This window comes from Streptomyces sp. NBC_01478, from assembly GCF_036227225.1.
GTDB lineage: Bacteria > Actinomycetota > Actinomycetes > Streptomycetales > Streptomycetaceae > Streptomyces.
On sequence record NZ_CP109444.1, the window covers coordinates 1,076,512 to 1,102,100 of the forward strand.

27 protein-coding genes are annotated in these 25,589 nt (G+C 70.5%); 6 read left to right on the forward strand and 21 right to left on the reverse strand.

The window, feature by feature from the left end; genetic code table 11:
- Genes OG223_RS04785 through OG223_RS04795 form a run of 3 tightly spaced genes read right to left on the reverse strand, consistent with a single transcriptional unit; the run spans position 1 to position 3,395 of the window.
- On the reverse strand, positions 1–762 hold the full coding sequence (locus OG223_RS04785; RefSeq protein ID WP_329242810.1) for an SDR family NAD(P)-dependent oxidoreductase: 762 nt from the start codon (positions 760–762) through the stop codon (positions 1–3).
- Positions 763–817: 55 nt separating this feature from the next.
- Positions 818–1,966, reverse strand: a complete 1,149-nt coding sequence (locus OG223_RS04790) for a thiolase family protein (protein ID WP_329242814.1) — start codon at positions 1,964–1,966, stop codon at positions 818–820.
- Entirely contained in the window at positions 1,959–3,395 is a 1,437-nt protein-coding gene (locus OG223_RS04795; RefSeq protein WP_329242817.1) for a class I adenylate-forming enzyme family protein, read from the reverse strand. The genes OG223_RS04790 and OG223_RS04795 overlap by 8 nt, the downstream gene beginning before the upstream one ends.
- A gap of 66 nt (positions 3,396–3,461) precedes the next feature.
- Here OG223_RS04795 and OG223_RS04800 point away from each other — a divergent pair, with 66 nt between their 5' ends.
- The 3 genes from OG223_RS04800 to OG223_RS04810 all read left to right on the forward strand — a co-directional run bounded on the left by OG223_RS04800 (position 3,462) and on the right by OG223_RS04810 (position 5,304).
- On the forward strand, positions 3,462–4,223 hold the full coding sequence (locus OG223_RS04800; protein ID WP_329242820.1) for an SDR family NAD(P)-dependent oxidoreductase: 762 nt from the start codon (positions 3,462–3,464) through the stop codon (positions 4,221–4,223).
- Positions 4,220–4,990, forward strand: a complete 771-nt coding sequence (locus tag OG223_RS04805) for an SDR family NAD(P)-dependent oxidoreductase (RefSeq protein ID WP_329242823.1) — start codon at positions 4,220–4,222, stop codon at positions 4,988–4,990. Before OG223_RS04800 ends, OG223_RS04805 begins: the two co-directional genes overlap by 4 nt.
- A gap of 128 nt (positions 4,991–5,118) precedes the next feature.
- Positions 5,119–5,304: a hypothetical protein gene (locus OG223_RS04810; RefSeq protein ID WP_329242825.1), complete on the forward strand. Its 186-nt coding sequence runs from the start codon at positions 5,119–5,121 to the stop codon at positions 5,302–5,304.
- A 54-nt stretch (positions 5,305–5,358) separates the two neighbouring features.
- On the opposite strand, the gene OG223_RS04815 is transcribed toward OG223_RS04810, so the two are convergent.
- The 9 genes from OG223_RS04815 to OG223_RS04855 are packed head-to-tail and all read right to left on the reverse strand — an operon-like array spanning position 5,359 to position 14,853.
- A complete protein-coding gene (locus OG223_RS04815) occupies positions 5,359–6,192 on the reverse strand; it encodes an SDR family oxidoreductase (RefSeq protein WP_329242828.1) in 834 nt (277 codons plus the stop codon).
- Positions 6,189–6,641: a VOC family protein gene (locus tag OG223_RS04820; protein WP_329242832.1), complete on the reverse strand. Its 453-nt coding sequence runs from the start codon at positions 6,639–6,641 to the stop codon at positions 6,189–6,191. Before OG223_RS04820 ends, OG223_RS04815 begins: the two co-directional genes overlap by 4 nt.
- Positions 6,638–7,696 (reverse strand): CaiB/BaiF CoA transferase family protein, encoded by a 1,059-nt coding sequence (locus tag OG223_RS04825; RefSeq protein WP_329242835.1) that lies wholly within the window; start codon positions 7,694–7,696, stop codon positions 6,638–6,640. Before OG223_RS04825 ends, OG223_RS04820 begins: the two co-directional genes overlap by 4 nt.
- Positions 7,693–8,649: an LLM class F420-dependent oxidoreductase gene (locus OG223_RS04830; RefSeq protein ID WP_329242838.1), complete on the reverse strand. Its 957-nt coding sequence runs from the start codon at positions 8,647–8,649 to the stop codon at positions 7,693–7,695. The genes OG223_RS04825 and OG223_RS04830 overlap by 4 nt, the downstream gene beginning before the upstream one ends.
- A 31-nt stretch (positions 8,650–8,680) precedes the next feature.
- Positions 8,681–9,079 (reverse strand): cobalamin B12-binding domain-containing protein, encoded by a 399-nt coding sequence (locus OG223_RS04835; RefSeq protein WP_329242841.1) that lies wholly within the window; start codon positions 9,077–9,079, stop codon positions 8,681–8,683.
- On the reverse strand, positions 9,079–10,680 hold the full coding sequence (locus OG223_RS04840) for a methylmalonyl-CoA mutase family protein (protein ID WP_329242843.1): 1,602 nt from the start codon (positions 10,678–10,680) through the stop codon (positions 9,079–9,081). Before OG223_RS04840 ends, OG223_RS04835 begins: the two co-directional genes overlap by 1 nt.
- Positions 10,677–12,104: a FadD3 family acyl-CoA ligase gene (locus tag OG223_RS04845; protein ID WP_329242846.1), complete on the reverse strand. Its 1,428-nt coding sequence runs from the start codon at positions 12,102–12,104 to the stop codon at positions 10,677–10,679. Before OG223_RS04845 ends, OG223_RS04840 begins: the two co-directional genes overlap by 4 nt.
- The gene (locus OG223_RS04850) at positions 12,101–13,279 is read right to left on the reverse strand and encodes an amidohydrolase family protein (protein ID WP_200676589.1); all 1,179 of its coding nucleotides are present in this window, start codon (positions 13,277–13,279) and stop codon (positions 12,101–12,103) included. Before OG223_RS04850 ends, OG223_RS04845 begins: the two co-directional genes overlap by 4 nt.
- Positions 13,280–13,314: 35 nt before the next feature.
- Positions 13,315–14,853 (reverse strand): AMP-binding protein, encoded by a 1,539-nt coding sequence (locus tag OG223_RS04855; RefSeq protein WP_329242851.1) that lies wholly within the window; start codon positions 14,851–14,853, stop codon positions 13,315–13,317.
- 64 nt (positions 14,854–14,917) lie between these two features.
- Between OG223_RS04855 and OG223_RS04860 the strand changes: the two genes are divergently transcribed.
- The 3 genes from OG223_RS04860 to OG223_RS04870 are packed head-to-tail and all read left to right on the forward strand — an operon-like array spanning position 14,918 to position 17,496.
- Positions 14,918–15,955, forward strand: coding sequence for a ferredoxin--NADP reductase (locus OG223_RS04860; RefSeq protein WP_329242853.1), 1,038 nt, complete (start codon positions 14,918–14,920; stop codon positions 15,953–15,955).
- 16 nt (positions 15,956–15,971) lie between these two features.
- Entirely contained in the window at positions 15,972–16,691 is a 720-nt protein-coding gene (locus tag OG223_RS04865) for an enoyl-CoA hydratase/isomerase family protein (RefSeq protein ID WP_329242856.1), read from the forward strand.
- A complete protein-coding gene (locus tag OG223_RS04870; protein ID WP_329242859.1) occupies positions 16,684–17,496 on the forward strand; it encodes an alpha/beta hydrolase fold domain-containing protein in 813 nt (270 codons plus the stop codon). The genes OG223_RS04865 and OG223_RS04870 overlap by 8 nt, the downstream gene beginning before the upstream one ends.
- Here the strand turns inward: OG223_RS04870 and OG223_RS04875 are convergent.
- The 9 genes from OG223_RS04875 to OG223_RS04915 form a co-directional block, all read right to left on the reverse strand.
- The gene (locus OG223_RS04875; RefSeq protein ID WP_329242862.1) at positions 17,462–18,034 is read right to left on the reverse strand and encodes a TetR/AcrR family transcriptional regulator; all 573 of its coding nucleotides are present in this window, start codon (positions 18,032–18,034) and stop codon (positions 17,462–17,464) included. The two genes, OG223_RS04870 and OG223_RS04875, sit on opposite strands and share 35 nt — an antisense overlap.
- Before the next feature lie 167 nt (positions 18,035–18,201).
- Complete coding sequence (locus OG223_RS04880; protein WP_329242864.1) at positions 18,202–18,513, reverse strand: DUF1330 domain-containing protein; 312 nt, start codon at positions 18,511–18,513, stop codon at positions 18,202–18,204.
- A gap of 10 nt (positions 18,514–18,523) precedes the next feature.
- The gene (locus tag OG223_RS04885; protein WP_329242867.1) at positions 18,524–18,712 is read right to left on the reverse strand and encodes a ferredoxin; all 189 of its coding nucleotides are present in this window, start codon (positions 18,710–18,712) and stop codon (positions 18,524–18,526) included.
- Positions 18,709–20,004, reverse strand: a complete 1,296-nt coding sequence (locus OG223_RS04890; RefSeq protein WP_329242869.1) for a cytochrome P450 — start codon at positions 20,002–20,004, stop codon at positions 18,709–18,711. Before OG223_RS04890 ends, OG223_RS04885 begins: the two co-directional genes overlap by 4 nt.
- 70 nt (positions 20,005–20,074) lie before the next feature.
- Positions 20,075–20,926: an NAD(P)-dependent oxidoreductase gene (locus OG223_RS04895; protein ID WP_329242872.1), complete on the reverse strand. Its 852-nt coding sequence runs from the start codon at positions 20,924–20,926 to the stop codon at positions 20,075–20,077.
- Positions 20,926–21,633 carry a DoxX family protein gene (locus tag OG223_RS04900; RefSeq protein ID WP_329242875.1) on the reverse strand — a complete coding sequence of 236 codons (708 nt, stop codon included), beginning with the start codon at positions 21,631–21,633 and terminating at the stop codon, positions 20,926–20,928. The genes OG223_RS04895 and OG223_RS04900 overlap by 1 nt, the downstream gene beginning before the upstream one ends.
- A complete protein-coding gene (locus tag OG223_RS04905; protein ID WP_329242877.1) occupies positions 21,630–22,547 on the reverse strand; it encodes an alpha/beta hydrolase in 918 nt (305 codons plus the stop codon). The genes OG223_RS04900 and OG223_RS04905 overlap by 4 nt, the downstream gene beginning before the upstream one ends.
- Positions 22,544–24,205 (reverse strand): thiolase C-terminal domain-containing protein, encoded by a 1,662-nt coding sequence (locus OG223_RS04910; RefSeq protein ID WP_329242879.1) that lies wholly within the window; start codon positions 24,203–24,205, stop codon positions 22,544–22,546. Before OG223_RS04910 ends, OG223_RS04905 begins: the two co-directional genes overlap by 4 nt.
- The gene (locus OG223_RS04915; protein WP_329242882.1) at positions 24,202–25,575 is read right to left on the reverse strand and encodes a cytochrome P450; all 1,374 of its coding nucleotides are present in this window, start codon (positions 25,573–25,575) and stop codon (positions 24,202–24,204) included. The genes OG223_RS04910 and OG223_RS04915 overlap by 4 nt, the downstream gene beginning before the upstream one ends.
- Between the last annotated feature and the right edge of the window lie 14 nt (positions 25,576–25,589).

Below are 25,589 nucleotides of genomic sequence, written 5' to 3' on the forward strand. Positions count from 1 at the left end.
TCAGCGCATGACGGTGCCACCGTCGACATTGATGACCTGGCCGTTGATCCAGGTGCCCTCGTCGGAGATGAGGTGGGCCACCATGCCGGCGATGTCGTCGGCGCGGCCGTGGCGGGTGCTGCGGGTGCGGGCGAGCAGCGCCTCCAGCAGGTCGGGCGCCGCGCCCTCCTGGATGGCCTGGGTCAGGATCAGCCCCGGTGCGACCGCGTTGGCGCGGATGCCCTCGCGGCCCCAGCGGGAGGCGACATGGCGGGCGAGGGCGTTGATGCCCGCCTTGGTCGCCGAGTAGGCGGGGCGTGCGGCCTCGCCGGTGAAGGCCGCGATGGACGAGGTGTAGACGATCGCGCCGCCGCCCCGGGCGAGGAGTTCGGGAACGGCGTACCGGGTGACGAGCATGTGCCCCCGCAGATTGACGGCGAAGGTCCGGTCCCACACCGCGAGGTCCATGTCGACGACGTCGGTGTCCCGGGAGACCGCGCCCATGTCGCCCGCGTTGATGTGCACGGCGTCCAGTCCGCCGTACGTCCGTACGGTGGTCCGCACGAGTTCGCCGACCGAGTCCTCGTCGGCGATGTCGAAGCCCACCGCGACCGCCCGGCCTCCGGCGTCGGCGATGGCGGCGGCGGTCCGCCGGGCACCGTCCAGGTCGAGGTCGCCGACGACGACCATTGCGCCCTCGTCCGCCAGCCGCCGGGCGGAGGCGGCCCCCAGCCCGGTGGCCGCGCCCGCGACGAGAACGGCCTTCTCCTTCAAGCCCTCCACGCTGTTCCCTTCGTTTCGTCGACGCGCTCCACCACCGGGACCGACAACTCGCCCGTTACGGTGCCGGTACCTCGATGACCGTGGCCGAGCCCATGCCGCCGCCCGCGCACATGGCGGCGACGCCGATGCCGCCGCCGCGGCGGCGCAGTTCGTGCACGAGCGTGACCAGCATCCGGGCGCCGGTCGCGGCGACGGGGTGGCCGAGGGAGCAGCCGCTGCCGTTGACGTTCACGCGGTCGGGGTCGAGCCCGAGCAGCTTCACCGCGGCGACGGGCACGGCGGCGAAGGCCTCGTTGATCTCGAAGAGGTCGACATCTGCCGTCGAAAGTCCCGCGCGGGCAAGCGCTTTGGGGATCACCTTCACCGGGGTGAGGCCCGTCTCGGCGGGGTCGGCGCCGACCGACGCCCACGAGCGGACGACGGCAAGGGCAGGCAGTCCCAGCCGGTCGCTGGCCACCACCAGGGCAGCCGCGCCGTCGTTGGCACCGCCCGCGTTGCCGGCCGTGATGGAGAAGCCTTCTATCTCCGGGTGGAGCGGCTTGAGCGAGGCCAGCTTCTCCAGGCTCGTGGTGCGACGGGGATGTTCGTCGACGGAGAACAGGCCGTGCGGTGTGTCGATGGGCACCAGCTCTTCGTCGAAGCGGCCTTCGTCGATGGCGCGAATGGCGTTCTGGTGGGAGCGCAGTGCCCAGGCGTCCATGTCGGCGCGGCTGAGGCCGGCCCGTACGGCGGTGTTCCAGCCGACCGTGATCGACATGTCCAGGTTGGGGGCGTCGGGCCGGTCGGGATGTGTGGGCGGGCTCCAGGGTTCGACCCACTCACCGTCGATGCGGAAACGCTGTTTCGGGGACGTGGAAGCCGAGTTGACGCCGCCGGCGATGACGAGTTCGTCCATGCCCGCGCGGATGCTCGCCGCCGCGCTCTGCACGGCGGCAAGTCCGGCGGCGCAGTGGCGGTTGTGGGCGAGGCCCGGTACAGAGGTGAGGCCGACGGTCAGTGCCGCGTGCCGGGCCACGACCCCGCCGCCGTAGAGGCCCTCGCCGAGGATCACGTCGTCGATCGCGTCCGGGTCGAGGCCGTCCGTGGCGGCCGCGGCGGCGACGATGTGGTGGGCCAGCTCGAACGCGGTGGTGTCGCGCAGGGCGCCTTTGACGGCGGTGCCGACGGGGGTGCGCAGGGCGGACACGAGGACTGCTTCAGGCATGGGTGGTCTCCAACTCGGCCAGCAGGGTGCGGCGCAGCAGCTTTCCGGTCTCGGTCTTGGGGAGCTCGGCGCGGAACACGATCGTGTCGGGGGTCTTGGAGGAGCGCAGCCGGTCCTTGACCCACTGGCGCACCTCCGCCGGGTCGCCCGCGCCGACCACGACGGCCACGATCCGCTGCCCCCACTCGGGGTCGGGCACGCCGATCACCGCCGCCTCCACGATCCCGGGGTGGGCGACGAGAACGTCCTCTATCTCGGCGGGAGCGATGTTCTCGCCACCGCGAATGATGGTGTCGTCGGCCCGTCCCTCGATGAACAGATAGCCGTCCGCGTCCAGTCGGCCCCGGTCCCGGGTGGGGAACCAGCCGTCCGCGTCGAGGGCGCTACGACCGCCGTACTCGCCGGAGATCTGATCGCCTCGCACGAACACGAGCCCGGTCTCCCCGACAGCGGCCGGTCTTCCGTCGTCGTCACGGATCTCGATCTCGACGCCGGGCAACGGCCGCCCCACGGAGCCGAGTCGGTCCCGTACGGCCGGGTCGGACGCCGCGAGCGCCTCGCGGTGGTCGTCGGGCCCCAACACGGCGACCGAGGAAGCCGTCTCCGTCAGGCCGTACGCGTTCACGAACCCCGTGCCAGGGAAGATCCCCAACGCCCGTTCCACCACCGGCCGTGGGGTCCTGGCCCCGCCGTAGGCGAGGCTCCGGAGCGTGGGTGTACCGGCGTCGCCGGCCGGGACCTCCGCGACGATGCGGGCCAGCATGGTGGGCACGACGAGCGCGTGGGTGACCTGCTCGCGGCGCACGGTCTCCAGCCACTCCCCCGCGTCAAAGGCGGGGAGGTACACCAGACGGCGGCCGGAGTAGAGGTTCGTGAGCAGGTTCATCAACCCGGCCACGTGGTACGGCGGGACGGCCACCAGCGACGCGTCGCCCTCCCCCGCCGAGGCGAACTCCTGGGTGTTGAGCACGTATGCCAGCAGGTGCCGGTGGCGCAGCAGGGCCGCCTTGGGCTCGGCGGTGGTGCCGCTCGTGTAGAGGACCACGGCGACGGAGTCCTGGTCCTGTTCCTGGGCCAACTCCGGTGCGTCGGGGCCCTCTTCCGCAGTGCCCTCTTCGACGCTCAGAAGGGCGTCGAGGTCTGCGGGGCGCAGCACGAGGGCACCGGGATGGCGGGCCAGGAGGCGGGCCAACTGGTGTTCGCCGAGGCGGTAGTTGAGGGGGATGAACGGGATGCCCGCCAGGGCGGCGCCGAACAGGGCCACGGGGTAGGTGAGGTGACTGGGGCTCAGATACAACACGGCCGGGTGGCCCCGGAAGCGGTGCGCGGCGGCACGGGCGCGGGCGAGCAGGTCCGAGGCGGTCAGGGAGCGGCCGTTCGCCGTGACCACCGGTCGGTCGCCGCCCGAGGCCACCATCTCGAGAATCATGGTTATATTCATGAGAATGCTATTCTCGTCTCACTAGAGCGCTGTTCGCAAGAGAGGAAATCCTTGATGCAGATCAGTGGGAGCTCCGCGGTGGTCGTCGGCGGGGCGGGCGGCCTGGGCGAGGCCACCGTCCGTCGGCTGCACGCGGCGGGAGCGAAGGTCGTCGTCGCCGATCTGGCCGACGAGAAGGGCAAGGCCCTGGAGCAGGAGCTCGGTGTCCGCTATGTGCGCACCGACGCCACCGACGAGGACGACGTCCAAGCGGCGCTGGCCGAGGCGGAGTCGGCGGGGCCGCTGCGGATCTCGGTGGACGCGCACGGCGGCCCGGCGAGTGGTGGCCGGCTCGTCGGCAAGGACGGCTCGCCCCTCGACCTCGCGGGCTTCCGCAAGACGATCGACGTGTATCTGACCGGCGTGTTCAACGTGCTGCGGCTGGCCGCTGCCGCGATCGCCCGCCAGGAGCCCGCGGAGGGCGGCCGGGGAGTCATCGTCAATACGGCCTCGATCGCCGCGTACGAGGGCCAGATCGGCCAACTCCCTTACGCGGCGGCCAAGGGCGGGGTCGTCAGCATGACCCTGGTCGCCGCCCGTGACCTCTCCCCGCTCGGCATCCGGGTCGTCACGATCGCGCCGGGCACCTTCAACACACCGGCCTACGGCAAGGCGGGCGACCAGTTGGAGGCCTACTGGGGGCCGCAGATCCCGTACCCGAAGCGCATGGGGATGCCGGCCGAGTACGCGGGTCTCGTGCAGCACATCGTCGAGAACGACTATCTCAACGGAGAGGTCGTCCGTCTCGACGGCGCCCTCAGGTTCCCGCCGAAGTGACCGACATCGGTGAAGTGGCGGGCGTGAGCGGGCAGTTGAAGGGCAAGGTCGCGTTCGTCGCGGGCGCCAGCCGTGGCATCGGCCGTACGGTCGCGATGGCGCTCGCGGAGGCGGGCGCCTCGGTCGCCGTGGCCGCGCGTTCCGAGCGGGAAGGCCGGCTGCCCGGGACGATCCACTCGGTCGCGGACCGGATCGTCGCGGCGGGCGGGCGCGCCCTGCCCGTGCCCTGTGATGTGAGCGACGAGGCATCGGTCGACGCGGCCGTCGCCGCCACGGTCGCGGAGTTCGGCGGAATCGACATTCTCATCGCCAATGCCGGGGTGCTGTGGCTGGGCCCGGTCGAGTCGACGCCGCTCAAGCGCTGGCAGTTGGCTCTGGACGTCAATCTGACCGGGGTGTTCCTGGTGACCCGGGCGGCGATTCCGCACGTACGGGCGCGTGGCGGTGGCTCGTTGGTGGCCGTGACGACCGGCGGGGTGGGCATGACGGACCGGGGTGCGAACGCGTACTGGGTGTCCAAGGCAGCGGTCGAGCGCCTCTACCTGGGCCTCGCCGCGGACCTGAGGAAGGACAACATCGCGGTGAACTGCCTTGCTCCGTCACGGGTGGTGCTCACCGAGGGCTGGCAGGCCGGTGGCGGCGGCCTGGAGATCCCGCCGGAGATGGTGGAGCCGCCGGAGGCGATGGCGCGGGCCGCCGTCCTGCTCGCGGGCCAGGACGCGACCGGTCTCACGGGGACCGTCCAGCGCTCGGAATCCCTTGCCTGAACGGCAGTTGGGGCTGCACTCGACGCGGGACGCGCATGACTGTCCGGCAACATCCGGGGCACTCGGGAGACAACGGCGCAGTCACCGGGATCACCGGTGGCGCGCCGTCTATCCGTAGGGGTTAACAGATGCTTGCATTCGTGGCGGCCGCGCTCTTCTTCATCGCCTTCCTCATCCGTGTCACCGAGACGTCGACCCAGATCGTCTTCAGTTCGACGAGCCTGATGCTGCTCGGGCTCGCCTTCCTCGCCGCGCACTCGGCCGGCGTGGGGTCCGGCTGGTCCGCCCGGCGCAGCAGCGGACGTCGGCGTTGAGGCAGCGGCGCGCTGCGTCCATGGCGCGCCCCGCCTCCGACACCCGCTGACCGGTCACCGCCCGGCGCGTTCTCGCACCGCCGCACAGACCCCACCGTCGACGAGAACGTCGATTCCGGAAACGAAAGCGGCCTCGTCCGACAACAGGAAGGCCACCGCAGCCGCGACGTCCTCGGCCCGGCCCACCCGCCCGAGCGGCGTCTGCTCCACCAGAGCAGCCATGGCGGGCTGGGCCGAGGCCTCCTGTTGCCCCTGAGGGGTGTCGATGACGCCCGGCGATACGGAACACACCCGGGCGCCGTACGGTCCGAGCCGCACCGCCTCCCGCCGTACGAACCGGTGCACCCCGTGCTTGGCCCACGCGTACGCGAGACCGGTGTTCTCGACGGCCGGCCCGAGGGCCTCGCGCAGCCGCTCCAGAAAGTCGTCCCGAAGCGGATCGTCGAGGATCGCCGCTACGGCGGGATCGGCCTCCAGGTTGCCGAGGAGCGGGGCCATGGAGGCGAAGCAGACCATCGCGGTGCCCTCGGTGGCGAGCGGGCGGAGTGCCTCGGCGAGGCGTGCGGTGCCGACGAGGTCGACGTCGAAGATGCGCCGCCAGTCGGCCATGGTGGGCGAGATTCCGGCGGCATGGGAGACAGCCCTGAGGGTGCCCAATTCGGCTACCCGCACGGCGAGTTGAGCCAGTCCTGCCGTATCGGTGATGTCGAGGACGAAGGGTTCGACCTCGATCTCCTCGTCCACGGCGGCAAGTTCCTTCGCCGCGGCGGTCACGGCCAACTCGTCCCGGTCCACCAGCAACAGCGTGTCCACCAGGTCGGGGAGCCGCCGCGCGCAGGCCAGTCCCATGCCGCGCCCGGCCCCGGTCGCGATGCCTACGGTCGTCATGCGTCCCCTCCTTCAAGGGCCCACAGTTTCTCCAGCCCCGGCCGCGCCACCCGGTCCACGAGTTCCACGAGGAGACCGCTCGGGCCGCGCAGAAAGGCGAAGGGCGCGCCACCTGAGCCGGTCCGGCTCGCCTCGGTCACGAAGCCCTGCCGGGTGAGTTCGGCCGCGTCCGCGGCCACGTCGTCGGACCAGTAGCCGACGTGGTGCACCCCGCCGGCCACCGGCTCCCACAGGGTTCCCGGCACGCGGCGGACGATCTCCAGTCGGGGCAGCGTCCGGGAGTAGGCGCAACTGATGTCGAGAACGGCGTTTCCGGTCGGGAGCGTCAGCGGTACCGCCCCGCCGATCTCGGCGCACCACTCGTACCCGAGCGCGGCCGTGAACTCGGCCAGCGTCCCCTCGAAGTCCTCGACGACAAGCCCGAGATGGAACTGGTCCTCCGCCCTCACGGCTCCCCCACCGCCCCGGAAACGTCATGCTCACCCAGTCGGGGCGGCGGCCCGTAGTCGGGCTCGTACCCCGCGACCCGCACGGAACCGCGCACCAGCCGGAAGTCGCCGGCCCTCACCACGGCCTCCGGTGTCGCCGCCAGCGCCTGCGGCAGCGTCCGTACGGCGGCCGCAGGCACCCCGAGCGGCCGCAGCCGCGCCTCCCAGGCCACGGCGGTGTCACCGGCCAGAGCGGCCGTCACGGCGGCGAGTACGTCCTCGCGGCGCTCGGCGCGTTCGGCCATGGTGGGGAATCCCTGGATGCCGGCCTCGGCGGCGAAGGACTTCCAGAAGCCGTCGTGGGTGATGAAGAGCGCCAAGTGGCCCTCGGCGGTGGGAAAGAGCTGGGCCGGTACGTAGTAGGAGTGGGCGCCGAGCGGCAGCCGGCGCGGTTCGACGCCCTCGTTGAGGTAGGCGGAGGCGCGGTAGTTGAGCTGAGAGAGCATCACATCCCGTAGTGACACCTCCACTTGGCCGCCGCGCCCGGAGACGATCTGCGCGAGGAGCCCCAACGCGGCTGTCAGGCCTGAGGAGTTGTCGGCCGAGGAGTAGCCGGGCAGGGTCGGTGGCGCGTCCGGGTCGCCGGTGAGGGCGGCGACTCCCGTGGCGGCCTGCACCACGTAGTCGAAGGCTGGCTCGTCGCCCGCCTCCAGCCCGTAGCCGGTGAGCGCGACGCACACGATCCGGTCGTTCCACTTGCGCAGCACCTCGTAGGTCAGGCCCAGTCGGTGGATCGCCGACGGTTTGAGGTTGACGAGCAACGCGTGGGCGTCGGCGACGAGTTCACCGAGCCGGGCCTGTCCGTCGGCGGTGGTGAGGTCGAGGCGGATGCTGCGTTTGCCGCGGTTGAGGCTGGCGAAGTAGGCGTCGCTCACCTGGCGGGAGATGTCCCCGCCCGGCGGCTCGATCTTGGTGACCTCGGCGCCGAGGTCGGCGAGCATCATCGTGGCGTAGGGGCCGGCCAGCATGTGGCCGACCTCCAGGATGCGGATGCCGTCGAGCGGTCCGGCGGTCATCGCAGGTCCGCGGCGAGAGCGGCGAGCATGTCGCGGGTGCGGTACTTGGAGGCGACGAGCTCGTCGCGGGTGTCGCCGATGGGCAGCAGGCGTACCGACAGATCCGTGACCCCGGCGTCGGCAAACCGCTTGAAACGGGCGGCAATGGCGTTCTCGTCGCCCGCCGCGCACAGGTCGCCGATGTCGCGGGCGTCGCCGTATTCGAGGACCCGTTGGTAGTTGGGCGAGATCTCGGCCTCGCCGAGGATGCGGTTGGCGCGCTCGCGGGCCTCGTCGACCCGGTCGGGGCCGCACAGGCAGACCGGGATGCCCGCGACGATCCGCGGTGCCGGGCGTCCGGCGCTCTCGGCGGCCTTGGTGATGCGGGGGACGACGTGTTCGGCGACGGCGCGTTCGTCCGCCATCCACAGCACGGTCCCGTCGGCCCGTTCCCCGGCGAGGCGCAGCATGACGGGGCCGAGGGCCGCGATCAGGACCGGCAGTGGGGAGACAGGGGTGAGGGTGAGCGGGTTGTGGACGGTGAAAGTGTCGTTCTCGACATCGACCATGTCCGTTCCACCGAACGCGGCGTCCAGGACGTCCAGATAGTCGCGCGTGAAGGCGGCCGGTTTCTCGTACGGCAGCCCCAACATGTCCTGGATGATCCAGTGGTGGGACGGCCCGAGGCCCAGCGCGAGCCGTCCTCCTGCCGCGGCCTGGGCCGAAATCGCCTGCCGGGCAAGGGCGATGGGGTGCTGGGCCTGCAACGGCACGACGGCGGTGCCGAGTTCGATCCGCTCGGTGCGCGCGCCCATCAGCGCGACCGCGGTGAGCGCGTCGAAGTCGGTGGGGATCTGCGGCACCCACACGGTGTCGAAACCCGCCTTCTCGGCCCATGTCACGTCGTCGATCATCCGCGTGACCTTGCGGACCGAGTCTCCGCGCTCGGGCCCGATCATCACTCCGATGCGCACGCTGCCTCCAGGTTTTCGGCTTGCCGCCGGGTCATGGCGAGGTGACGGACGTCAGGGCGCGCATCTTGGCCACGAGGGCGTCGAGCGGTGTGCCCGTGGGGAAGACCGCGGCGGCTCCCGCGGTGAGCAGTTTCGGTACGTCGGCCGGCGGGATGGTGCCGCCGACCACGACGGCGATGTCCTCGGCCCCGGAGGCGCGCAGAGCCTCGATCACGCGGGTGGTCAGCGCGAGGTGGGCGCCGGAGAGGATGCTGAGACCGACAACGGCCACGTCCTCCTGGACGGCGACCGCCACGATGTCGTCGACGCGTTGCCGGATCCCGGTGAAGATGACCTCGAATCCCGCGTCGCGCAGCGCCCGCGCGACGATCTTGGCCCCGCGGTCGTGTCCGTCGAGGCCCGGCTTGGCGACCAGTACGCGATCGTTCATCAGAACACCACCGGCTGCTGGAACTCGCCCCAGACCGCCTTGAGCGCGGCCACCATCTCGCCCACCGTGCAGTAGGCGTTGGCGCAGTCGATGAGGATGGGCATGAGGTTCTCGGTACCTTCCGCGGCGCGGGCCAGTTCGGCGAGGCGTTGCCGTACGAGGGCGGCGTCGCGGGTGGCCTTGACGTCGGCGAGCCGTTTCAACTGGCGGTCGCGGCCTTCCGCGTCCAGTTCGTACGTGGCGAGGTCGGGCGGTGGTTCGTCCGAGACGAAGCGGTTGACGCCGACGACCGGCCGGGTGCCCGCCTCGACCTCGCGGTGCGACTGGTAGGCCTCGTCGGCGATGAGCGTCTGCAGATAGCCGTCCTCGATGGCCCGGACCATGCCGCCGTACCGCTCCAGGTCGTCCATGATCTCGACGATGCGGGCCTCGGTGGCGTCGGTGAGCGCCTCGACGAAGTACGAGCCGCCGAGCGGGTCCGCGACCCTGGCAACGCCCGTCTCATGGGCGAGAATCTGCTGTGTGCGCAGTGCGAGCGTCGCCGACTCCTCGCTGGGCAGCGCGAACGGTTCGTCCCAGGCGGCCGTGAACATCGACTGGACCCCGCCGAGGACCGACGCGAGTGCCTCGTAGGCGACCCGGACGGTGTTGTTCTGCGCCTGGGGTGCGTACAGCGAGGCCCCTCCGGCGACGCAGCCGAAGCGGAACATGGCCGCCTTGTCGCTGCCCGCGCCGTACCGCTCGCGCACGATGGTCGACCAACGCCTGCGTCCGGCACGGTACTTGGCGATCTCCTCGAAGAAGTCGCCGTGTGTGTAGAAGAAGAAGGAGACCTGCGGGGCGAACTGATCGATCGTCATACGTCCCCGGGCGAGCACCGTGTCGCAGTAGGTGACCCCGTCCGCGAGGGTGAAGGCCATCTCCTGTACGGCGTTGGCGCCGGCGTCGCGGAAGTGCGAGCCGGCGACCGAGATCGCGTTGAAGCGCGGTACTTCGGCCGCGCAGAACTCGATGGTGTCGGCGATGAGTCGCAGGGACGGTTCGGCGGGCCAGATCCACGTGCCTCTGGACGCGTACTCCTTGAGGATGTCGTTCTGGATCGTCCCGGTGAGTTTCGCGCGGGGCACGCCGGCCCGTTCGGCCGCGGCGACGTAGAAGGCGAGCAGGATCGCGGCGGTGCCGTTGATGGTGAAGCTGGTGCTGATCCTGTCCAACGGGATGCCCTCGAAGAGGACTTCGGCGTCGGCGAGCGTGTCGACGGCGACGCCCACCCGGCCGACCTCCTCGCCCACTTCGGGGTCGTCGGAGTCGTAACCGCACTGCGTGGGCAGGTCGAGCGCCACCGAGAGTCCGGTGCCGCCCTGTTGGAGGAGGTAGTGGTAACGGCGGTTGGACGATTCGGCGGTGCCGAAGCCGGAGTACTGGCGCAGCGTCCACAGCCGTCCCCGGTATCCGGTGGCGTAATTGCCGCGCGTGAAGGGGAAGTTGCCCGGCGCGGGCGGTTCGGCGGCGACGTCGTCGGGGCCGTAGACCGGTTTGAGGGGCAGGCCGGACGCGGTCCGGACGAGGTCGTCGCCCTGGGGCGGTGTGGGAGGCGTCATCGCAGGAGGTCCTTCATCACCTTTCCGGTGGCGTTCAGCGGCAGTTCCGTCAGGAACTCCACGGTCCGGGGCACCTTGAACCCGGCCATCCGGAGCCGGCTCCACTCGATCAACTCGTCGGCGGTCAGCGGCTGTCGGAGGACGACGAAGGCCTTGCCGACCTGTCCCATCCGTTCGTCGGGCACGCCGATCACGGCGGCCTGGGCGACCGCCGGGTGTTCCATCAGGAAGCCCTCGATCTCGGCGGGGTAGGCGTTGAAGCCGCCGACGATGAACATGTCTTTCTTGCGGCCGACGATCCTCAGATAGCCGCGCTCGTCGAGCGTGCCGAGGTCCCCGGTGTGCAACCAGCGGTCCTCGTCGATGGCTTGGGCGGTCGCTTCGGGGTCGTTGAAGTAGCCGCGCATCACGCTGTAGCCGCGGACGAGGACTTCGCCGTCGTCGGCGATGCGGACCTCGACGCCGTCGCAGGGGGTGCCGACGGTGGTGGCGATGTCCTCGAAGGAGTCGCCGGGGCGGGTGGCGGTGGCCGTGCCCGCCTCGGTCAGGCCGTAGCCCGTCATGATGGAGGTGAAGGGCAGTTCGGTCATCACACGGCGGATCAGTTCGACGGGGATGTCGGCGGCTCCGGTGACGGCAACTCGCAGTGAGGACAGATCTCTTGAGCCGCGGTCATTGAGCAGGGAGTGGTAGAGCGTGGGCGGGCCGGGCAGGACCGTCACCTTCTCGCGCTCGACCAGGTCCAGGACGTGGTCCACGTCGAAGACGGGCACGGGCAGGATGGTCATGCCGCGGATGAGCGACGCGACCATGCCCGCCTTGAAGCCGAAGATGTGGAAGAACGGGTTGACGATCAGATAGCGGTCGCCCTCTCTGACCCCGGCGAGGTCGCACCACTCCGCGTAGAGCCGGAGGGTCTGGGCGTGGGTCATCAGGACGCCCTTGGGCCGGCCGGTGGTGCCGGAGGTGAAGACGATGTCGCTGATCTGGTCGCCGGTCACCTTGCGCTCGAAGGGCGAACCGCTCGCCAGGAAGCCGGACTTGAGGTCGATGACCGGCACACCGGGCGGCGCCTTGAAGTCCAGGCCGAGGAAGCCCTCCTGGACGAGAACGGCCTTCGCACCGCTGCGCACGATGATGTCGTGCGCCTCGTCCGCCTTGAAGCGGGTGTTGACGGGCACCACCACACCGCCCGCGGTCATCAGACCGAAGGCGGCAATGATCCACTCGGCGGAGTTGGGCGCCCAGATCGCGACCCGGTCGCCCTGCTCCACCCCGGCCGACGCGAACGCACCCGCAGCCACACGCACCCGTTCGACCAGCTCGGTGAACGTGAGGCGGAGCGGGCCGTCCACCACGGCTTCGGCGTCACCGAAGCGGTCGGCCGCGCTCAGCACCATCTGCGGGATGCTCTCCCAGGTCATACGCCGATCAACCGGGCGAGGTTGCCGCCCATGATCTTGGCCTGGTCGGCCTCCTTCATGCCCTGGATCGCGTCGATGTAGGAGACCGGGTCGGCCAGCCCCTCGGGGTGGGGGTAGTCGGAGCCGAACAGGACGCGCTCGACCCCGACGACCTCGGAGAGGGCGGCCATGTCCTCCTCCCAGAAGGGGCTGATGTGGATCCGATTCCTGACCTCTTCCACCGGGTCGCCCAGGAAGCCCTTCGGCTGCTTCTTGTAGGTGCTGCCCAGTTGGTCGAGCAGCGGCAGCAGCCAGGAAGAGCCGTTCTCGATGACCGAGACCTTCAGTTCCGGGAAGCGGAACAGGGCTCCATGGCAAACCCACGACGCGACCGCGTCGGTGACCGGGCGCCACTCGGACATCATCCGGAAGACCTGCGCCTGGAACGGCGTCATCTCCTGGCTCTTGCCCTCCCAGTCGCTGGAGTAGCGCGAGTAGCCACTGTCGGAGGAGTGCATGGCCACCAGCACGCCCGCCTCCTCGACCCGCTTCCAGAACGGGTCGAACTCCGGCAGCGCGAAGGACCGCGACCCGCCGTAGCCGGGAACCGGGGCGGGCCGGACGAGAATCGCCCGCGCTCCGCGCTCCAGGCACCACTCCAGTTCGGCGATCGCCTTGTCCAGGATGGGCAGGCTGATCACCGGGGTGGTGAAAATGCGGTTCTTGTAGTTGAACTGCCAGGTCTCGTGCAGCCATTGGTTGAGGGCGTGGACGACGACATGGATCAACTCCGGGTCGTCCCGCATCCGTTCCTCGACCAGGCTGGCGAGGGTCGGGAACATCAGGGTCTGCTGGATGCCCAGGTCGTCCATGAGCGCCAGGCGCGGCCCGGGCTCGCGGAACGCGGGGATGGACCGCATCGGCTCGCCGAACAGCTCCCGGTGGGACTTGCCCTCCGGGTTCCCCTCGCGGAAGTAGTCCTCCCACGCGCCGGGCCTGGCCACGACCTCGAAGGTGGGGTTGGGGATGTAGTCGCTGATCTGACCGCGGATGGCGATCTTCGTACGGCCCTTCACCTGCACGTACTGGATGGCGCTCGCGTACTGCTTGGGCAGGTACCGGGTGAGCGCATCCTCCGTCTCGTACAGGTGGTTGTCCGCGTCGAACAGTGGATACGGCGGCACGCGCGATGGCATGAGATCCTCCTTCGCAGATTGCGAGAATCCTATTCTCACTCTTGATGGGCGGCAATATCCTTGCGGAGAACGAACTTCTGGACCTTGCCGCTCGCAGTACGCGGGAAGTCCTCGACGACGTGCAGTTCCTCCGGCCACTTCTGGCGGGCCAGGCCCGCCGCGGCGAAGTGGGCACGGAGATCGTCGAGGGTGGGTTCGGGGTGGCCCGGCCGCAGTCGTACGACGGCTGCCGCGTGCTCGCCGAGGCGGGCGTCCGGGGCCGCCACGACCGCTGCCTCGGCGACGGCCGGCAGGGCGAGGAGAACCTCCTCCACCTCCAGCGCGCCGATGTTCTCGCCGCCGCGGATGATGATGTCCGCCTTGCGGTCGGTGATGGTGAGGTAGCCGTCCTCGTCGAGTTCGCCGATGTCGCCGGTGTGGTACCAGCCGTCCGCGTCGAAGGCCCGCTCGGTGAGGGCGGGGTCGGTGTAGCCGAGGCAGAGGTCCGGGCCGCGGCTGAGGATCTCGCCGTCCTCGGCCAGCCGGATCTCCACCCCCGCCAGTGCGTCTCCGTCGGTGTAGAGCCGCTTGTCCTCGGGCGCGGTGTGACTGGAGGCCGTGATCGAGGGGTGCTCGGTGCTGCCGTAGGCCCGGAAGACCGTGATGCCGAGGTCAGCGAGGCGTCTGGTCACCGCGTTCGGGACGGCCGCGCCGCCGAGACCCGCGTACTTCATGCCGGTCAGGTGCGCGGGCGTGAAGTCGGGGTGGTCGAGCAGGCTCGTCATGTAGTAGGCGGCGCCGCCTCCGACGGTGAGTCCGTCGCGGGCCATCAACTCCAGTGCCTGGCCCGGGTCCCAGGTGTCGGCGAGGTTCACCGGGGAGCCGTCGAGGACGGGGATCAGGAAGGCGTTGACCATGCCGATGAAGTGGCCGACGGGCGCGGAGGTGAGCTGGTCGCCGCGGTCGGGCGGGTAGCGGCCTGCCAGTTGACGGGTCTCGAAGGCCAGGGTGTTGTGGCTGTGCACAACTCCCTTGGGGTCACGGGTCGTTCCGGAGGTGAAGGCGATCAGCGCGGGACCGGACGGGTCCGTGGGCAGGACGCCGGGCAGCGGTTCGTCGGCGAGCAGTTCGTCGAAGTCCCGGCCCACGACGCCGACCACCGGGATCTTCGCGCTCAGGTCGGGGTCGTGGCGCAGATGCCCGAACCGTTCGGCGGTGACGAAGACCTTGGGGCCGACCGCGTCCAGGATGTAGCCGACTTCCTTGCGTCCGTAGAAGTGGACGATCGGCACCACGACCGCGCCGACGAACGCCGATGCCCAGAAGACCGCCGCCGCCTCCATCCAGTTGGGCAGTTGGAGGGCCACGACGTCACCGGGGCCGACACCGCGTGCGCGCAGCCCGGCGGCCAGCCGGCGGGCGGTCAGTTCGACTTCGGCGAAGGTTCCTTCCCAGGGCCGTACGGCCGAGTGCACACGGAACCCGGCCCCCGGGGCCGCCGCGAGTCCCCGCGTCAGCAGGTCACCGATCGTCTCACCGGTCCACCAGCCCTCCGCCCCGTAGCGGTCGACCAGTTCAGCGGGGATCGTTCGCACGACAGGAACTTCCTCTCGTCATTGAGAATTGCACTCTCTCAGAGCGAGAAGGTAAATTCCATACATGGGACGAGACCACGGGTTCCACCCGGTGCGGATCACACGGATCATCCAGGAGACCCCCGACACACGGACGTACGTACTCGACGCGCCCTTCCCGTACCGGGCGGGCCAGTTCGTGACGATCAAGGCCTGTGGCACGCTGCGCAGTTACTCGATGTCCAGTTCGCCGGAGACGGACGCCGAGTTGATGACGACGGTGAAGCGGGTTCCGGGCGGTCTGGTGTCCAACTGGATGCACGACCATCTCGCACCCGGTGACACCGTCGAGACCACGCTGCCCGCAGGGGTGTTCTGCCTGCGGGAGGGCGACGAGGCGGGCGCGGCCCGCGCGTCGACGGCTCCCGTGGTGGCGTTCTGCGGGGGCAGCGGGATCACCCCGATCCTCTCGCTCGCCAAGTCGGCGCTGGCCGGCACCGTGCGCCCGGTGCGGGTCCTGGCCGCCGACCGGGACGGCGGCTCCGTCATCTTCGCCGCCGCGCTGGGCGAGTTGGCCGAGCGGTATCCGGACCGGTTCGAGGTCCGGCATCACCTCGACGACCGGCAGGGGTTCGTCACCGCGGACCAGGTGCGGGAGTTCGCGGGCGGCGACCCGTCCGCGGATTTCTACCTCTGCGGGCCCGCGCCCTTCATGGAGCTGGTGGAGAACTCGCTTCTCGCCCACGGAGTCGCCCCGGAGCGGATCTTCGTCGAGCGGTTCGCGCAGGCCACCGATCGCCCGCCGCAGGACAGCATCGAGCGGGAATCGGAGGAGCCCGCCGAACAGGACGGCACCCTCACGCTCGTCCTCTCCGGCAAGCGGCACACGCTCGCGCAGCGCTCCGGCGAGACCTTTCTGGAGAGCGCGCGTCGGGCGGGTCTGGCCCCGCCGTTCTCCTGCGAGGCGGGCAATTGCGCCACCTGTATCGCCCAAGTCACCGAGGGCGAGGCCAAGATGCGCGTCAACAACGCGCTCGACGAGGACGAGGTCGCCGAGGGCTGGGTCCTGACCTGCCAGGGCGAGCCGACCACCCCGCACGTCACTGTCGTCTACGAAGACTGAGGCGAGGACTGAGGCCATGGACGTAGATCTCGAACTCGACGAGGGCCTGGCGGTCGTCACCATCGACCGCCCGCAGGCCCGCAACGCCATCGCCCCGACCACGATGGACGAACTGGACAAGGTGCTCGACGCGGCCGCGGGCGCCAAGGCCCTGGTCATCACCGGCGCCGGCGACCGGGCGTTCGTCTCCGGCGGGGACCTGAAGCAACTGAGTGCGATCCGGACCGAGGAGGACGCGATGGCCATGGCCCTGCGGATGAGGGGGATCTGCGATCGCATCGCGCACTTCCCCGGACCGGTGATCGCCGCGTTGAACGGGCACTCGTTCGGCGGCGGCGCCGAGGTCGCGGTGGCCGCCGACATCCGGGTCGCCGCCGACGACATCAGGATCGGCTTCAACCAGGTGGCCCTGGCCATCATGCCCGCGTGGGGCGGCGCCGAGCGCCTCGCCCAACTCGTCGGCAGGGGGCGGGCGTTGATGCTCGCGGGTGCCGGTACCGTGCTCGACGCGGCCGAGGCCCAGCGCGTCGGACTGCTCGAACTGGTGCTGCCGCGCGCCGACTTCGCGGAGGGCTGGCGCACCCTTGCCAGATCCCTCGCGACCAATCCGGCGCGGGAGATCAAACGCGTGATGAGCGGAGCCGTCCCGGAGGAGGAGGCGGCCCGCGCCTTCGCCCGCCTCTGGGTGTCCGACGAGCACTGGCAGGCAGCGGAGAGGGTGATGTCCCGTGGGTGACACACGAGTTGGGGCGAACGGAGCGGCCACCGACCTGAGCAACGCCGACCTGGCCGACGTACGGGCGGACACGGACCGCGCGGCGGCCGGCGACGGGCGGGTGCGGGTCGAGTCGAGCCCGGTCGGGCCGATCGTACGGCCGCCGGACGCGAGCGATCTCGTCATCCTGTATCTGCACGGGGACCGGCAGTTGTCGGGCTCGCCGGACTCTGCGGTCGACCTCGCCGAGCGACTCGCCTTGCGTACGGGGGCCGTTGTGGTGTGCCCGCGCTACCGGTCGTCCTTCCCGGGGGCGCTGGACGACGTGCATGCCGTGTACAGCTCGTGCCAGGCCCGTGGTCCGGTCGCGTTGGCCGGTGAGCGGTTGGGGGCCGGGCTCGCGGCCTCGCTGCTGGTGCGGCTGCGGGACATGGGGGCGCGGCAGCCGGAGTGCGCGGTGCTGAGTTCGGCGCTGCTCGACCTGACGCTGGACGCGCCGAGTCTGCTGTTCAACGCGGCCGCCGATCCGGGCTTCGACATCGACGAACTCCGGTTGCACGCGGCCCGGTTCGCGGGTGGCGCCGACCGGACCAACCCGCTGCTGAGCCCGCTGCACGCCAACCTGCACGGGCTGCCGCCGATCCAACTCCTGGTCGCCGGTACCGATCCGCTGCTGGACGACTCCCTGTCGTTCGCGGCCCGCGCGGCCCACTCCGGTGTCACGGTGGATCTCCGGGTGCGGCCGGACGCGGTGAGTCTGCATCCCGAGAGCGTCACGGCCATGGCCGATTTCATACAGGCGTGGGCCCGAGCAGCACGCCCATGACATCGCGGATGATCTCGGGGTAGTCGGTCTGCTCCTCGTCGAGCATCCACTGCTGCTGGACCCCTTCGAGCATCGCCACCACGGCGGTGGCGGCGGCTCGGGGGGTCAGGCCGCTGGGTACGCGCTCGCCGTAGAGCGCGGTGAGGTGCTCGACGGTGTGGTCCTGGATCGACCGGTAGTAGTCGTGGCAGAACCGCATGGCCTCGTCGCTGCCGGTGACGCCCTCAGCCACGAGAACGCTGTGGATCTGGGCGAGACCGGGGTTCTTGTGGTCGTAGGTGATGACTTCGGCGAGGAGCCCGGGCAGGTCCTCGCCGGCGTCGGCGTGGAGCGCGGCCAGGTGTTCGCGGGCGAGGTCCTCGCGGAGCTGGACGAGGGCGAGGAGAAGCCGCTTCTTGCTCGGGAAGTAGTGCAGTACGCCCTGTCTGGTCAGGCCGGCGCGCTCGGCCACGGCGTCGATGGATGCCTTCTTGTAGCCCCGCTCGGCGAACACCGCCAGCGCGGCGGCAAGGATCTCCTCGTGTCGGGCCGTCGTCATCGAGCACCCCTTCCACCCCGGCAACACCCATGTGACCTTACGGTTGCCGTCGCGATCGGGCGACCCTTCCGGCCATCACGGAACCAGTGACCGTCCCGTGGTGGCACCCGGACCGGGCTGCCGTTCAGGAGCCGAGGCCCTACGGCAGCCCGGTGGACGATTCGCTCTCACGCACCCCGGGACGGCGGCTCGAAGCCGGAGACGATCACGGCGTTCGTGTCGGCCGCGGCCTGCCGTAGCGGCTTCGCGCGTTCGTAGGCGTCCGACTCGTACCAGGCTCTCGCGGCATCCACGGAATCGAATTCGAGAACGACGGTCCGGTCACCGTGCCATTCGCCTTCCAGGAGCTGCGGCCGGCCGTCGACCGCGAGGACGGAGGCGCCGCCCTGGGCCATCGACGCACCGGCCGCACGGCTGTAGGCGTCCATCCCGGCCTGGTCCTTGATGGACTCGGTCAGGATGACGTACCCCTTGGGCATCCCGTTCTCCTCAGTTCAGCGTGATCGCGCGCTCGGGGCAACTCCCCAGCGCCGTGCGGACCTGTTCCTCGTACTCGGCGGGGACTTCGGGCGTCAGCACCTCGGCGTAGCCGTCGTCGGTCAGGTCGAACACCTCGGGGCAGATGGACCAGCAGATTCCGTGGCCCCGGCAACGGTCCGCGTCGACGACGGCCTTCATCGGGCGGACTCCTCGGCGAGCGTGAACTCCAGGTTCAGATGGGTGAGTCCGCGCAGGATGTACGTCGGCAGGTAACGGTATTTCCGGGCGTCGGCAGGGCCGTGCACGCTCTCCGAGATCCGGATGTCCGTCGTACGGTCGAGGATGCGCTCGATGCCCACGCGGGCCTCGGCGCGGGCGAGCGGGGCGCCGGGGCAGGTGTGGGGGCCGCGGCCGAAGGCGAGGTGGTGCCGGGCGTTGGCGCGGGCCGGGTCGAAGGTCTCGGGGTCCTCGAAGTGGCGCGGGTCGCGGTTCGCGGCGCCGTTGAGGACCATGAGGGTGGTGCCGGCGGGGATGTCGACGCCGCCCACCGTGGACGGGACGCGGGACAGCCGGAAGTCGCCCTTGATCGGGCTCTCGGTGCGCAGCGTCTCCTCGATGAAGTTCGGGATGCGGTCGCGCTCGGTGCGCAACAGCCGCTGCAGATCGGGGTCTTCGGCGATCAGCTTGAGGGCGTTGCTGAGCAGCCGGACCGTGGTCTCCTGGCCGGCCGCGAACAGGTTCGTGGCGACGCGCGCCACGTCGGCGACGTCGGGGGTCGAGCCGTCGCTGAACTTCGCGAGGGCCAGGCCCGTGATCACGTCCTCGCGGGGCTCCAGGCGGCGCTCCTCGACATAGGCCGAGAACTGCCCGTACAGGTACTCCAGCGGCGAGTACGCCACCTCGCCGTCCGTGCTGCCGATGCCGCCCTGCGGCTGGTGTTCGAGGCCCTCGACGAACGCGTTGCGGTCCTCGTCGGGCACGCCCAGCAGGTCGGCGATGACCCTCAGGGTGAAGGGGCCGGCGAACCCGCCGATGAAGTCGCCCTCGCCGCCCGCGAGATACGCGTCCAACTGCGCGTCGGCGAGGTGCCACATCGACGCCTCGTTCTCCTTCAGGCGGCGCGGGGTGATCATCCGCATCAGCAGTCCGCGGTGATCCGTGTGCACGGGCGGGTCGAGCGTCGGCAGTTGGTCGCTCATCGGGAGCTGGTCGCGGTACTGCTCGATCAGCGCGCTGACGTCGACGTCGCCGTCCAGCGGGACGGGGAACCCGGGGAAGGGGCCGGTCACCGAGAGGCACGACGAGTACGTGTCGGCGTCGTTGAGGACCTGGATCGCCTCGTCGTACCCCGTCACCATCGTCACGTCATGGTGGCTCTCACGCGTCACCGGGCACTTCCCGCGCAGGGCCGCCAAGTAGGGATAGGGGTCCGCGACGACTTCGTCGTCCTGGAAGAAGTCGATCGCCTCGAAGTCCTTCACGGTGTGCACGATTCCCTTCGGTCACCAGTCTGACGACGAGCGACGATAGCAATGTTCTCCGGCGGCAAGAGGCTCGTTTTCACTTTCGTGGAACGGGAGTTGAGGTTGCCGTCAGGCGCCCCTGCCCCATGTGGTCGAGGGCCGCGTCGGCCGCCGCCAGCACGGTGCCCGTCGGGGCACCCGCCGTGTCGGCGAGGTCGGCCAACAGCCTCACGTCCTTACGGAGCAGCGGTCCGGCGCGCTCGGCGAGACGGTCGAGCGTGCCGCCCGCCGCCCGCACCCGGTCGAGCGCGAAGCTCGATCCGCTGCCGTGGAGGACGACCTCGGCCAGGGCACCGCGGTCGATGCCGAACTCCGGTGCGAGGGCCAGCGTGTCGGCCGCGGTCGCCAAGTTGGCGGTGAACAACAGGTTGTTGAGGAGCTTGGCGATCTGTCCCGCCCCGAGCGGACCCATGTGGACGACCGGATCGCCGAACGCCTCGAACACCTTGCGGCAGTAGGCGACCGTGCCCGACTCACCGCCCGCCATCACCAGCAGACGGCCCTCGGCCGCCGCGGTCCCGCCGCCGCTGACGGGGGCGTCGACCACGGAGACGCCGTGCACCTGGGCGCGCTCGGCGAGCCGTCGGCAGGTGTCGGGGTGGACGGTGCTGTGTACGGCGATCACCCCGCCCCGGCGCAGCCCGGTCAGCACGCCCTGTTCGCCGGTGACGACCTGTTCGACATCGGCGTCGTCGACGACACAGACGCACACCAGGTCGCTGGCGGCGGCCAGTTCGACGGGTGACGCGGCCCGCTGTGCCGCCGTGTCCGCGAACGCGGCGAGCGTGGCCGGGCGGCGCGCCCAGAGCGTCGTGGCGAAGCCCGCCTCGACGATCCGGCGGGCCATGGGGGCGCCCTGATTGCCCAGCCCGATGAATCCGACGCGCATCAGCGGGCCTCCTGGTCGACCGACTCGGGGGTTTTCTCCGACTCGGAGGTGCTCTCCGGCCCCGGCCCGGGCGACACCGCGCCGGCCTCCGGACCGGGCACGCGCTGCGGCTCGGCGTCGGCCTTCGCCTCGGCCGGCACCTTGGACTCCGCGCCGGCCACGGGCTCCGCCTCGGCAAGGCTCTCGACCTCGCCCTCCGGCCCGGCGTCCGCTTTCCGCTCCGGTCGCCAGAACGTGCCCAGCAGTCCCCCGGTCGCCACCACGGCCACGCCCAGCGCGATTCCGCCGCCGGTCCAGCCGGTGACGTCGATGCCGGCCGCGTGGTCGACGGACCAGCGGCCGGGGCCCAGTACCGCGAGGGCCAGGGCGACGACGGCGAGCGTGAGAACGTACTCGTAGCCGTCCTTGAAGACGAAGAACCCGTTGGGCCGGTGCGCGAGGAGCCCCGCGACCAGCATCACGGAGATCGCGGCCGCGCAGGCCAGCGGGGTGAGCAGGCCGAGGACGAGCAGGACGCCCGCGCCGACCTCGGTGAACACGCTCGCCCAGGCCTGCAACACGCCCTGTCTCAGGCCGAGTCCGGTGAACCAGCGGGCGGTGCCCTCGATGCGGCCGCCGCCGCGCCAGTGATTGAGCCCGTGCATGATCATGATCAGTCCTACGACCACGCGTACGAGCAGCAGTACCGCGACGTCGGCGTCACTCATCCGGCTCTCCTCGGCAGACGGTCGATCCCGCCGTTCTCGTGTCCGAGAACGCACTCCTCGACGAAGGAGAGGATCTTCAGGTGGTATCCGGTCGCGGTGCGCCCGATGCTCAGGTTGTGGCCGCTGTCGGCCTGTTCGTCGGTGACGACCCGCGGGGAGTCGGTGAACAGGCTCGCGATGTCGGCCATGGCCTCGGGCCCGGAGCTCCACACACGTTCGTGGTCGCCGAGCGTGTAGTGGACGGGAATCCGAACGCGGGCCGCGACGTCGGCGAACTCCAGCGGCCAGCGGCGGGCCACGGTCGCCTCGTACGGCGGACCCGGTGACTGGATGCGGCCGGCGCCGACGACCTCGTCCGGGTACAGGCGCGACGGCTCCCACAGCAGGTCGCGCAGCCCGGGTCCGGACCGTCTCGGCACGCCCGGGTCACGCCGTCTGAAGTCGAGGATGTCGACGGCGGCAGGAGCGTGACGGCGTCCGGTACCGGCGATCTCCAGGCCGAGAAGGTCGTTCCGCCGCTCGTCCCCCGCCATGTGCACACCCAGGGCACAGCCGATCGAGTGCGCCCAGAGGAACAGTCCCGCACCGCGCGGACGCGAGCCCAGCAACTGGTCCACCGCTCCGTAGGCGAGGTCCACACGTCGGGCGGGGGAAGCCATGCTCTCGCCGTACGGAGCCGAACTCCCGTATCCGGGACGGTCGATGGCGACGACCGTGAAGTCCAGTGCCGCGGCGGTGCGCAGGAGGGAGAGCCGGGGCTGGTCCGGGTAGTCGAAGTAGCGCGACGTCACCGCTCCCCCGTGCAGCGCGACGAGGACCGCGCGCGGTTCGCGGGCCTCGCACAGCAGCGCCGACATGGGGATGCCGTCGACGTCGACGACGCGCGAAACGACCTCCGCGGTACGTGGGTTCATCCGTCCGCCCGGAAGAGGATCACGCCGCTCGGGGTGAGTCCGCCGCTGCTCGCCACCGCGACCCGCGCGCCGGACACCTGCCGTGGCCCGGCCGCGCCGCGCAGTTGGGTGATCGCCTCGTGGACCAGTCCCATGCCGTGGGTGCGGCCGTGGGAGAGCTGTCCGCCGTGGGTGTTCAGTGGCAGTACGCCGTCCCGTGCGATGTTCTTGCCTCCGTCCAGGAAGTCCTTGGACTCGCCGATGCCGCAGAACCCCAACCCCTCGAGCCAGGAGAGGCAGTTGAAGGTGAAGCCGTCGTACAGCTCGGCCACGTCCACGTCCGCGGGGCGCAGCGCGGTGCGGGACCACAAGTGGGCGGACTGGCCGAGGACTTGGGGTTCGTGGGTGAGCGTGCTCTGGTCCCATTCGAGCCGCTCCAGGATCTGGGTCCCAACTGCCTCGACGAAGACGGGCGGTTGGGCGAGGTCCCGTGCCGCGTCCACGGCCGACACGATCACGGCGACCGCTCCGTCACAGGGGACGTCGCAGTCGTAGAGGCCGAACGGGGTGGTGATCGGGCGGGCGTTCAGGTAGTCGTCCATGGTCAGCGGGTCGCGATAGACCGCTGTGGGGTTGAGTGCCGCGTTGGCCCGCTGGTTGAGCGCGATCCAGCCGAGGGTCTCGCGGGTGGTGCCGTAGCGGTGGAAGTGGCGTTGGGCGTTCTGGGCGAGGGTGTGCGCGGCCGAGATCGCTCCGAAGGGCTTCATCCAGCCGTCCAGCTTGCGCGGTGGGTCCTGTGAGATCCTGCCGCGGCGCACGAGGTCGCCGTAGGACGCCTCCCAGACCGTGCGGAAGCACAGCACGTGGCGGGCGAGTCCCCCGGCGACGGCGAGCATGGCGGAGATGAGCGAGCCGCAGGGGCCGAAGGTCTCGCTGCCGCCGTTGTACCAGGTGGGTTCGAGGCCGAGGGCCGATTCCAGGGCGGTGATTCCGCCTTCGCCGAAGCCTCCGTACGCGGCTCCGGCGCCCGGGTAGGTGGCCAGGCCGTCGATGTCGTCGACGCTCAACCCGGCGTCGGCGATGGCACGTTGGCAGGCCTGGACGGTGAGGGACACCGGTGGGACCAGGAGGCGGCGGCCGATCTGAGACATGCCGATGCCGGTGATCGCGACCTTGTCCTCGAACTTCTCCGTGGTCACCATCGGCCGTACGCGGCGGGCGAGTTGGTGGGTGTCGACCTCGGCGAGCGGCAGCGGGTCGGGGGCCGGGCGGTCGCGGGCCGGGCGGAACAGTGGCAGCCAGGCGTCCTCGACGGGTTCGAAGACGACCTCCATCCGCATGCCCAACTCCAGTTCGTCCGGGGTGCATTGGACGGCGTTGGTGGTGAGCCGGACCCGGGGGTCCTCCTCCAGGGCGACCTGGGCCACGACGTAGGGCGCGGGCAGGCCGGGCAGGGCGAAGCGGTGGTTGACGGTGAAGCCGATCAGCGTCGCGTGGCCGGAGACGGCCCGGATGCCCATGTCGTGGCCGTGGCAGTACCGGCAGACCGGCTGCGGTGGGTGGATGAGGGCCGCGCAGGACCCGCACTCCGCCACCCGCAGCCGGCCGTCGGCGCCGGAGGTCCAGAAGAACGCGTTCTCCTCCGTGATCACCGGCCCGGGGCGCTGATGGTCCGTCATGTGTCGATCCGGGCCTTGGACTTGCGGACGGTGACCGGTTCGGCGAGGCGCTGTTCGTCGCAGATCTTCTGGAGTTCGACGAGGGTCTCGTCGAGTCCGGCGCCGAGCCGCTCGCCCGGGGTGAAGGTCGCGGGGAGGTGGCGCATGCCCTGGATGACGCCGATGGTCTCGTAGTGGACGGCGCCTTCGGGGTCGCACGCGTAGTCGGGCATCCGGTCGAGTACGGCCGTCACCATCCGCTTGAACACCGTGCGGGCCACGTTGGAGCCGATGCAGCGGTGGATGCCGAGGCCGAAGCTGCTGTGTCGGTTGCCCTTGCGTTCCATGTCGATGCGGTCCGGGTCGGGGAAGACCGACGGGTCGCGGTTGGCCATCGCCCAGGACAGCCAGAGGCGTTCGCCCTCCTTGAACTCGGTGCCGGCGATCTCGCAGTCGGCGGTGATGGTGCGGCCGTCGCCGGGAGCGGGGGTGTAGAAGCGCAGGAACTCCTCGGTCGCGGAGTCCAGCAGAGTCTTGCGGTCGCGGCTCAACCGGGCGCGTTCGTCCAGGTGTTGGGAGAGCCATTCGAGGGAGTGGGCGGTGAGCGCGGTCGTGGTGTCGAAGCCGCCGCCGATCAACAGGGCGCACACGCCGAGGAGTTCGCCGTCGTCGGGGTTGCGGCCGTTGATGTCGGCGCGGACCAGCGCGTCCACCAGGCCCGGGCGGGGGTTTTTGCGGATCTCCGCGAGCTGGGCCATGAGGTCCATGCCCATCTTGCGGCTCAGGTCCAACACCCTTGGCATGTCGGGTGAGTTGGGCGGGGTGTAGACGGAGGCGTGGGCCGGTTCGTTGTAGATGGTCCAGTGCTCCAGCGGGATGCCCATCATCGCCAGGGTGAGCACGGCGGGGACGATGTTGGCGAGGTCGTCGACGAAGTCGATGTGCCCGGACTCGATCTTCTCGTCGATGCTGGCGCGGACGACCTCGTCGACGAACGGGATCCAGCGCTGGATCGCCGCCGGCGACAGATACGGGTTGAGGGTCTGCCGGTAGTACCGCTGGTCCGGCGGGTCCATCTCCAGGAACCCGCCCCGGCCCTTCCGCTCGGGCGGCGGCGCGGGGATGGAGATCCCGTTGTATCCGCGCCGCTCCCCCTTCACGTCATGGTCGTTGGAGAGGAACTCCGCGGACCGCGCGAGTTCGAAGACCTCACGGTTGCCGCTGGCGACCCAGTGGCCGCCGTGGGTCTCCGTCCAGGCGATCGGGCACCGGCCGTGCAGTTCGTGGGTGATGTCCTCGAACCGGTCGCGGTAGTCGGGTGTGTGCCGGTCGAAGTGCACCTGGGGGTGCTTGCGGCCACCGTCGTCGACGGCCGCGTCTTCCGTGGTCATGCGGAGTCCTCTCC

Bases quoted from the DNA above. Each gene is read 5' to 3' on its own strand.
- OG223_RS04860 (WP_329242853.1), top strand. From the start codon at position 14,918: ATGGGACGAGACCACGGGTTCCACCCGGTGCGGATCACACGGATCATC.
- OG223_RS04865 (WP_329242856.1), top strand. From the start codon at position 15,972: ATGGACGTAGATCTCGAACTCGACGAGGGCCTGGCGGTCGTCACCATC.
- OG223_RS04905 (WP_329242877.1), bottom strand. From the start codon at position 22,547: ATGAACCCACGTACCGCGGAGGTCGTTTCGCGCGTCGTCGACGTCGAC.
- OG223_RS04850 (WP_200676589.1), bottom strand. From the start codon at position 13,279: ATGCCATCGCGCGTGCCGCCGTATCCACTGTTCGACGCGGACAACCAC.
- OG223_RS04900 (WP_329242875.1), bottom strand. From the start codon at position 21,633: ATGAGTGACGCCGACGTCGCGGTACTGCTGCTCGTACGCGTGGTCGTA.
- OG223_RS04845 (WP_329242846.1), bottom strand. From the start codon at position 12,104: ATGACCTGGGAGAGCATCCCGCAGATGGTGCTGAGCGCGGCCGACCGC.
- OG223_RS04815 (WP_329242828.1), bottom strand. From the start codon at position 6,192: ATGACGACCGTAGGCATCGCGACCGGGGCCGGGCGCGGCATGGGACTG.
- OG223_RS04810 (WP_329242825.1), top strand. From the start codon at position 5,119: ATGCTTGCATTCGTGGCGGCCGCGCTCTTCTTCATCGCCTTCCTCATC.
- OG223_RS04825 (WP_329242835.1), bottom strand. From the start codon at position 7,696: ATGACCGCCGGACCGCTCGACGGCATCCGCATCCTGGAGGTCGGCCAC.
- OG223_RS04795 (WP_329242817.1), bottom strand. From the start codon at position 3,395: ATGATTCTCGAGATGGTGGCCTCGGGCGGCGACCGACCGGTGGTCACG.
- OG223_RS04835 (WP_329242841.1), bottom strand. From the start codon at position 9,079: ATGAACGATCGCGTACTGGTCGCCAAGCCGGGCCTCGACGGACACGAC.
- OG223_RS04875 (WP_329242862.1), bottom strand. From the start codon at position 18,034: ATGACGACGGCCCGACACGAGGAGATCCTTGCCGCCGCGCTGGCGGTG.
- OG223_RS04895 (WP_329242872.1), bottom strand. From the start codon at position 20,926: ATGCGCGTCGGATTCATCGGGCTGGGCAATCAGGGCGCCCCCATGGCC.
- OG223_RS04915 (WP_329242882.1), bottom strand. From the start codon at position 25,575: ATGACCACGGAAGACGCGGCCGTCGACGACGGTGGCCGCAAGCACCCC.
- OG223_RS04885 (WP_329242867.1), bottom strand. From the start codon at position 18,712: ATGAAGGCCGTCGTCGACGCGGACCGTTGCCGGGGCCACGGAATCTGC.
- OG223_RS04790 (WP_329242814.1), bottom strand. From the start codon at position 1,966: ATGCCTGAAGCAGTCCTCGTGTCCGCCCTGCGCACCCCCGTCGGCACC.
- OG223_RS04910 (WP_329242879.1), bottom strand. From the start codon at position 24,205: ATGACGGACCATCAGCGCCCCGGGCCGGTGATCACGGAGGAGAACGCG.
- OG223_RS04800 (WP_329242820.1), top strand. From the start codon at position 3,462: ATGCAGATCAGTGGGAGCTCCGCGGTGGTCGTCGGCGGGGCGGGCGGC.
- OG223_RS04880 (WP_329242864.1), bottom strand. From the start codon at position 18,513: ATGCCCAAGGGGTACGTCATCCTGACCGAGTCCATCAAGGACCAGGCC.
- OG223_RS04840 (WP_329242843.1), bottom strand. From the start codon at position 10,680: ATGACGCCTCCCACACCGCCCCAGGGCGACGACCTCGTCCGGACCGCG.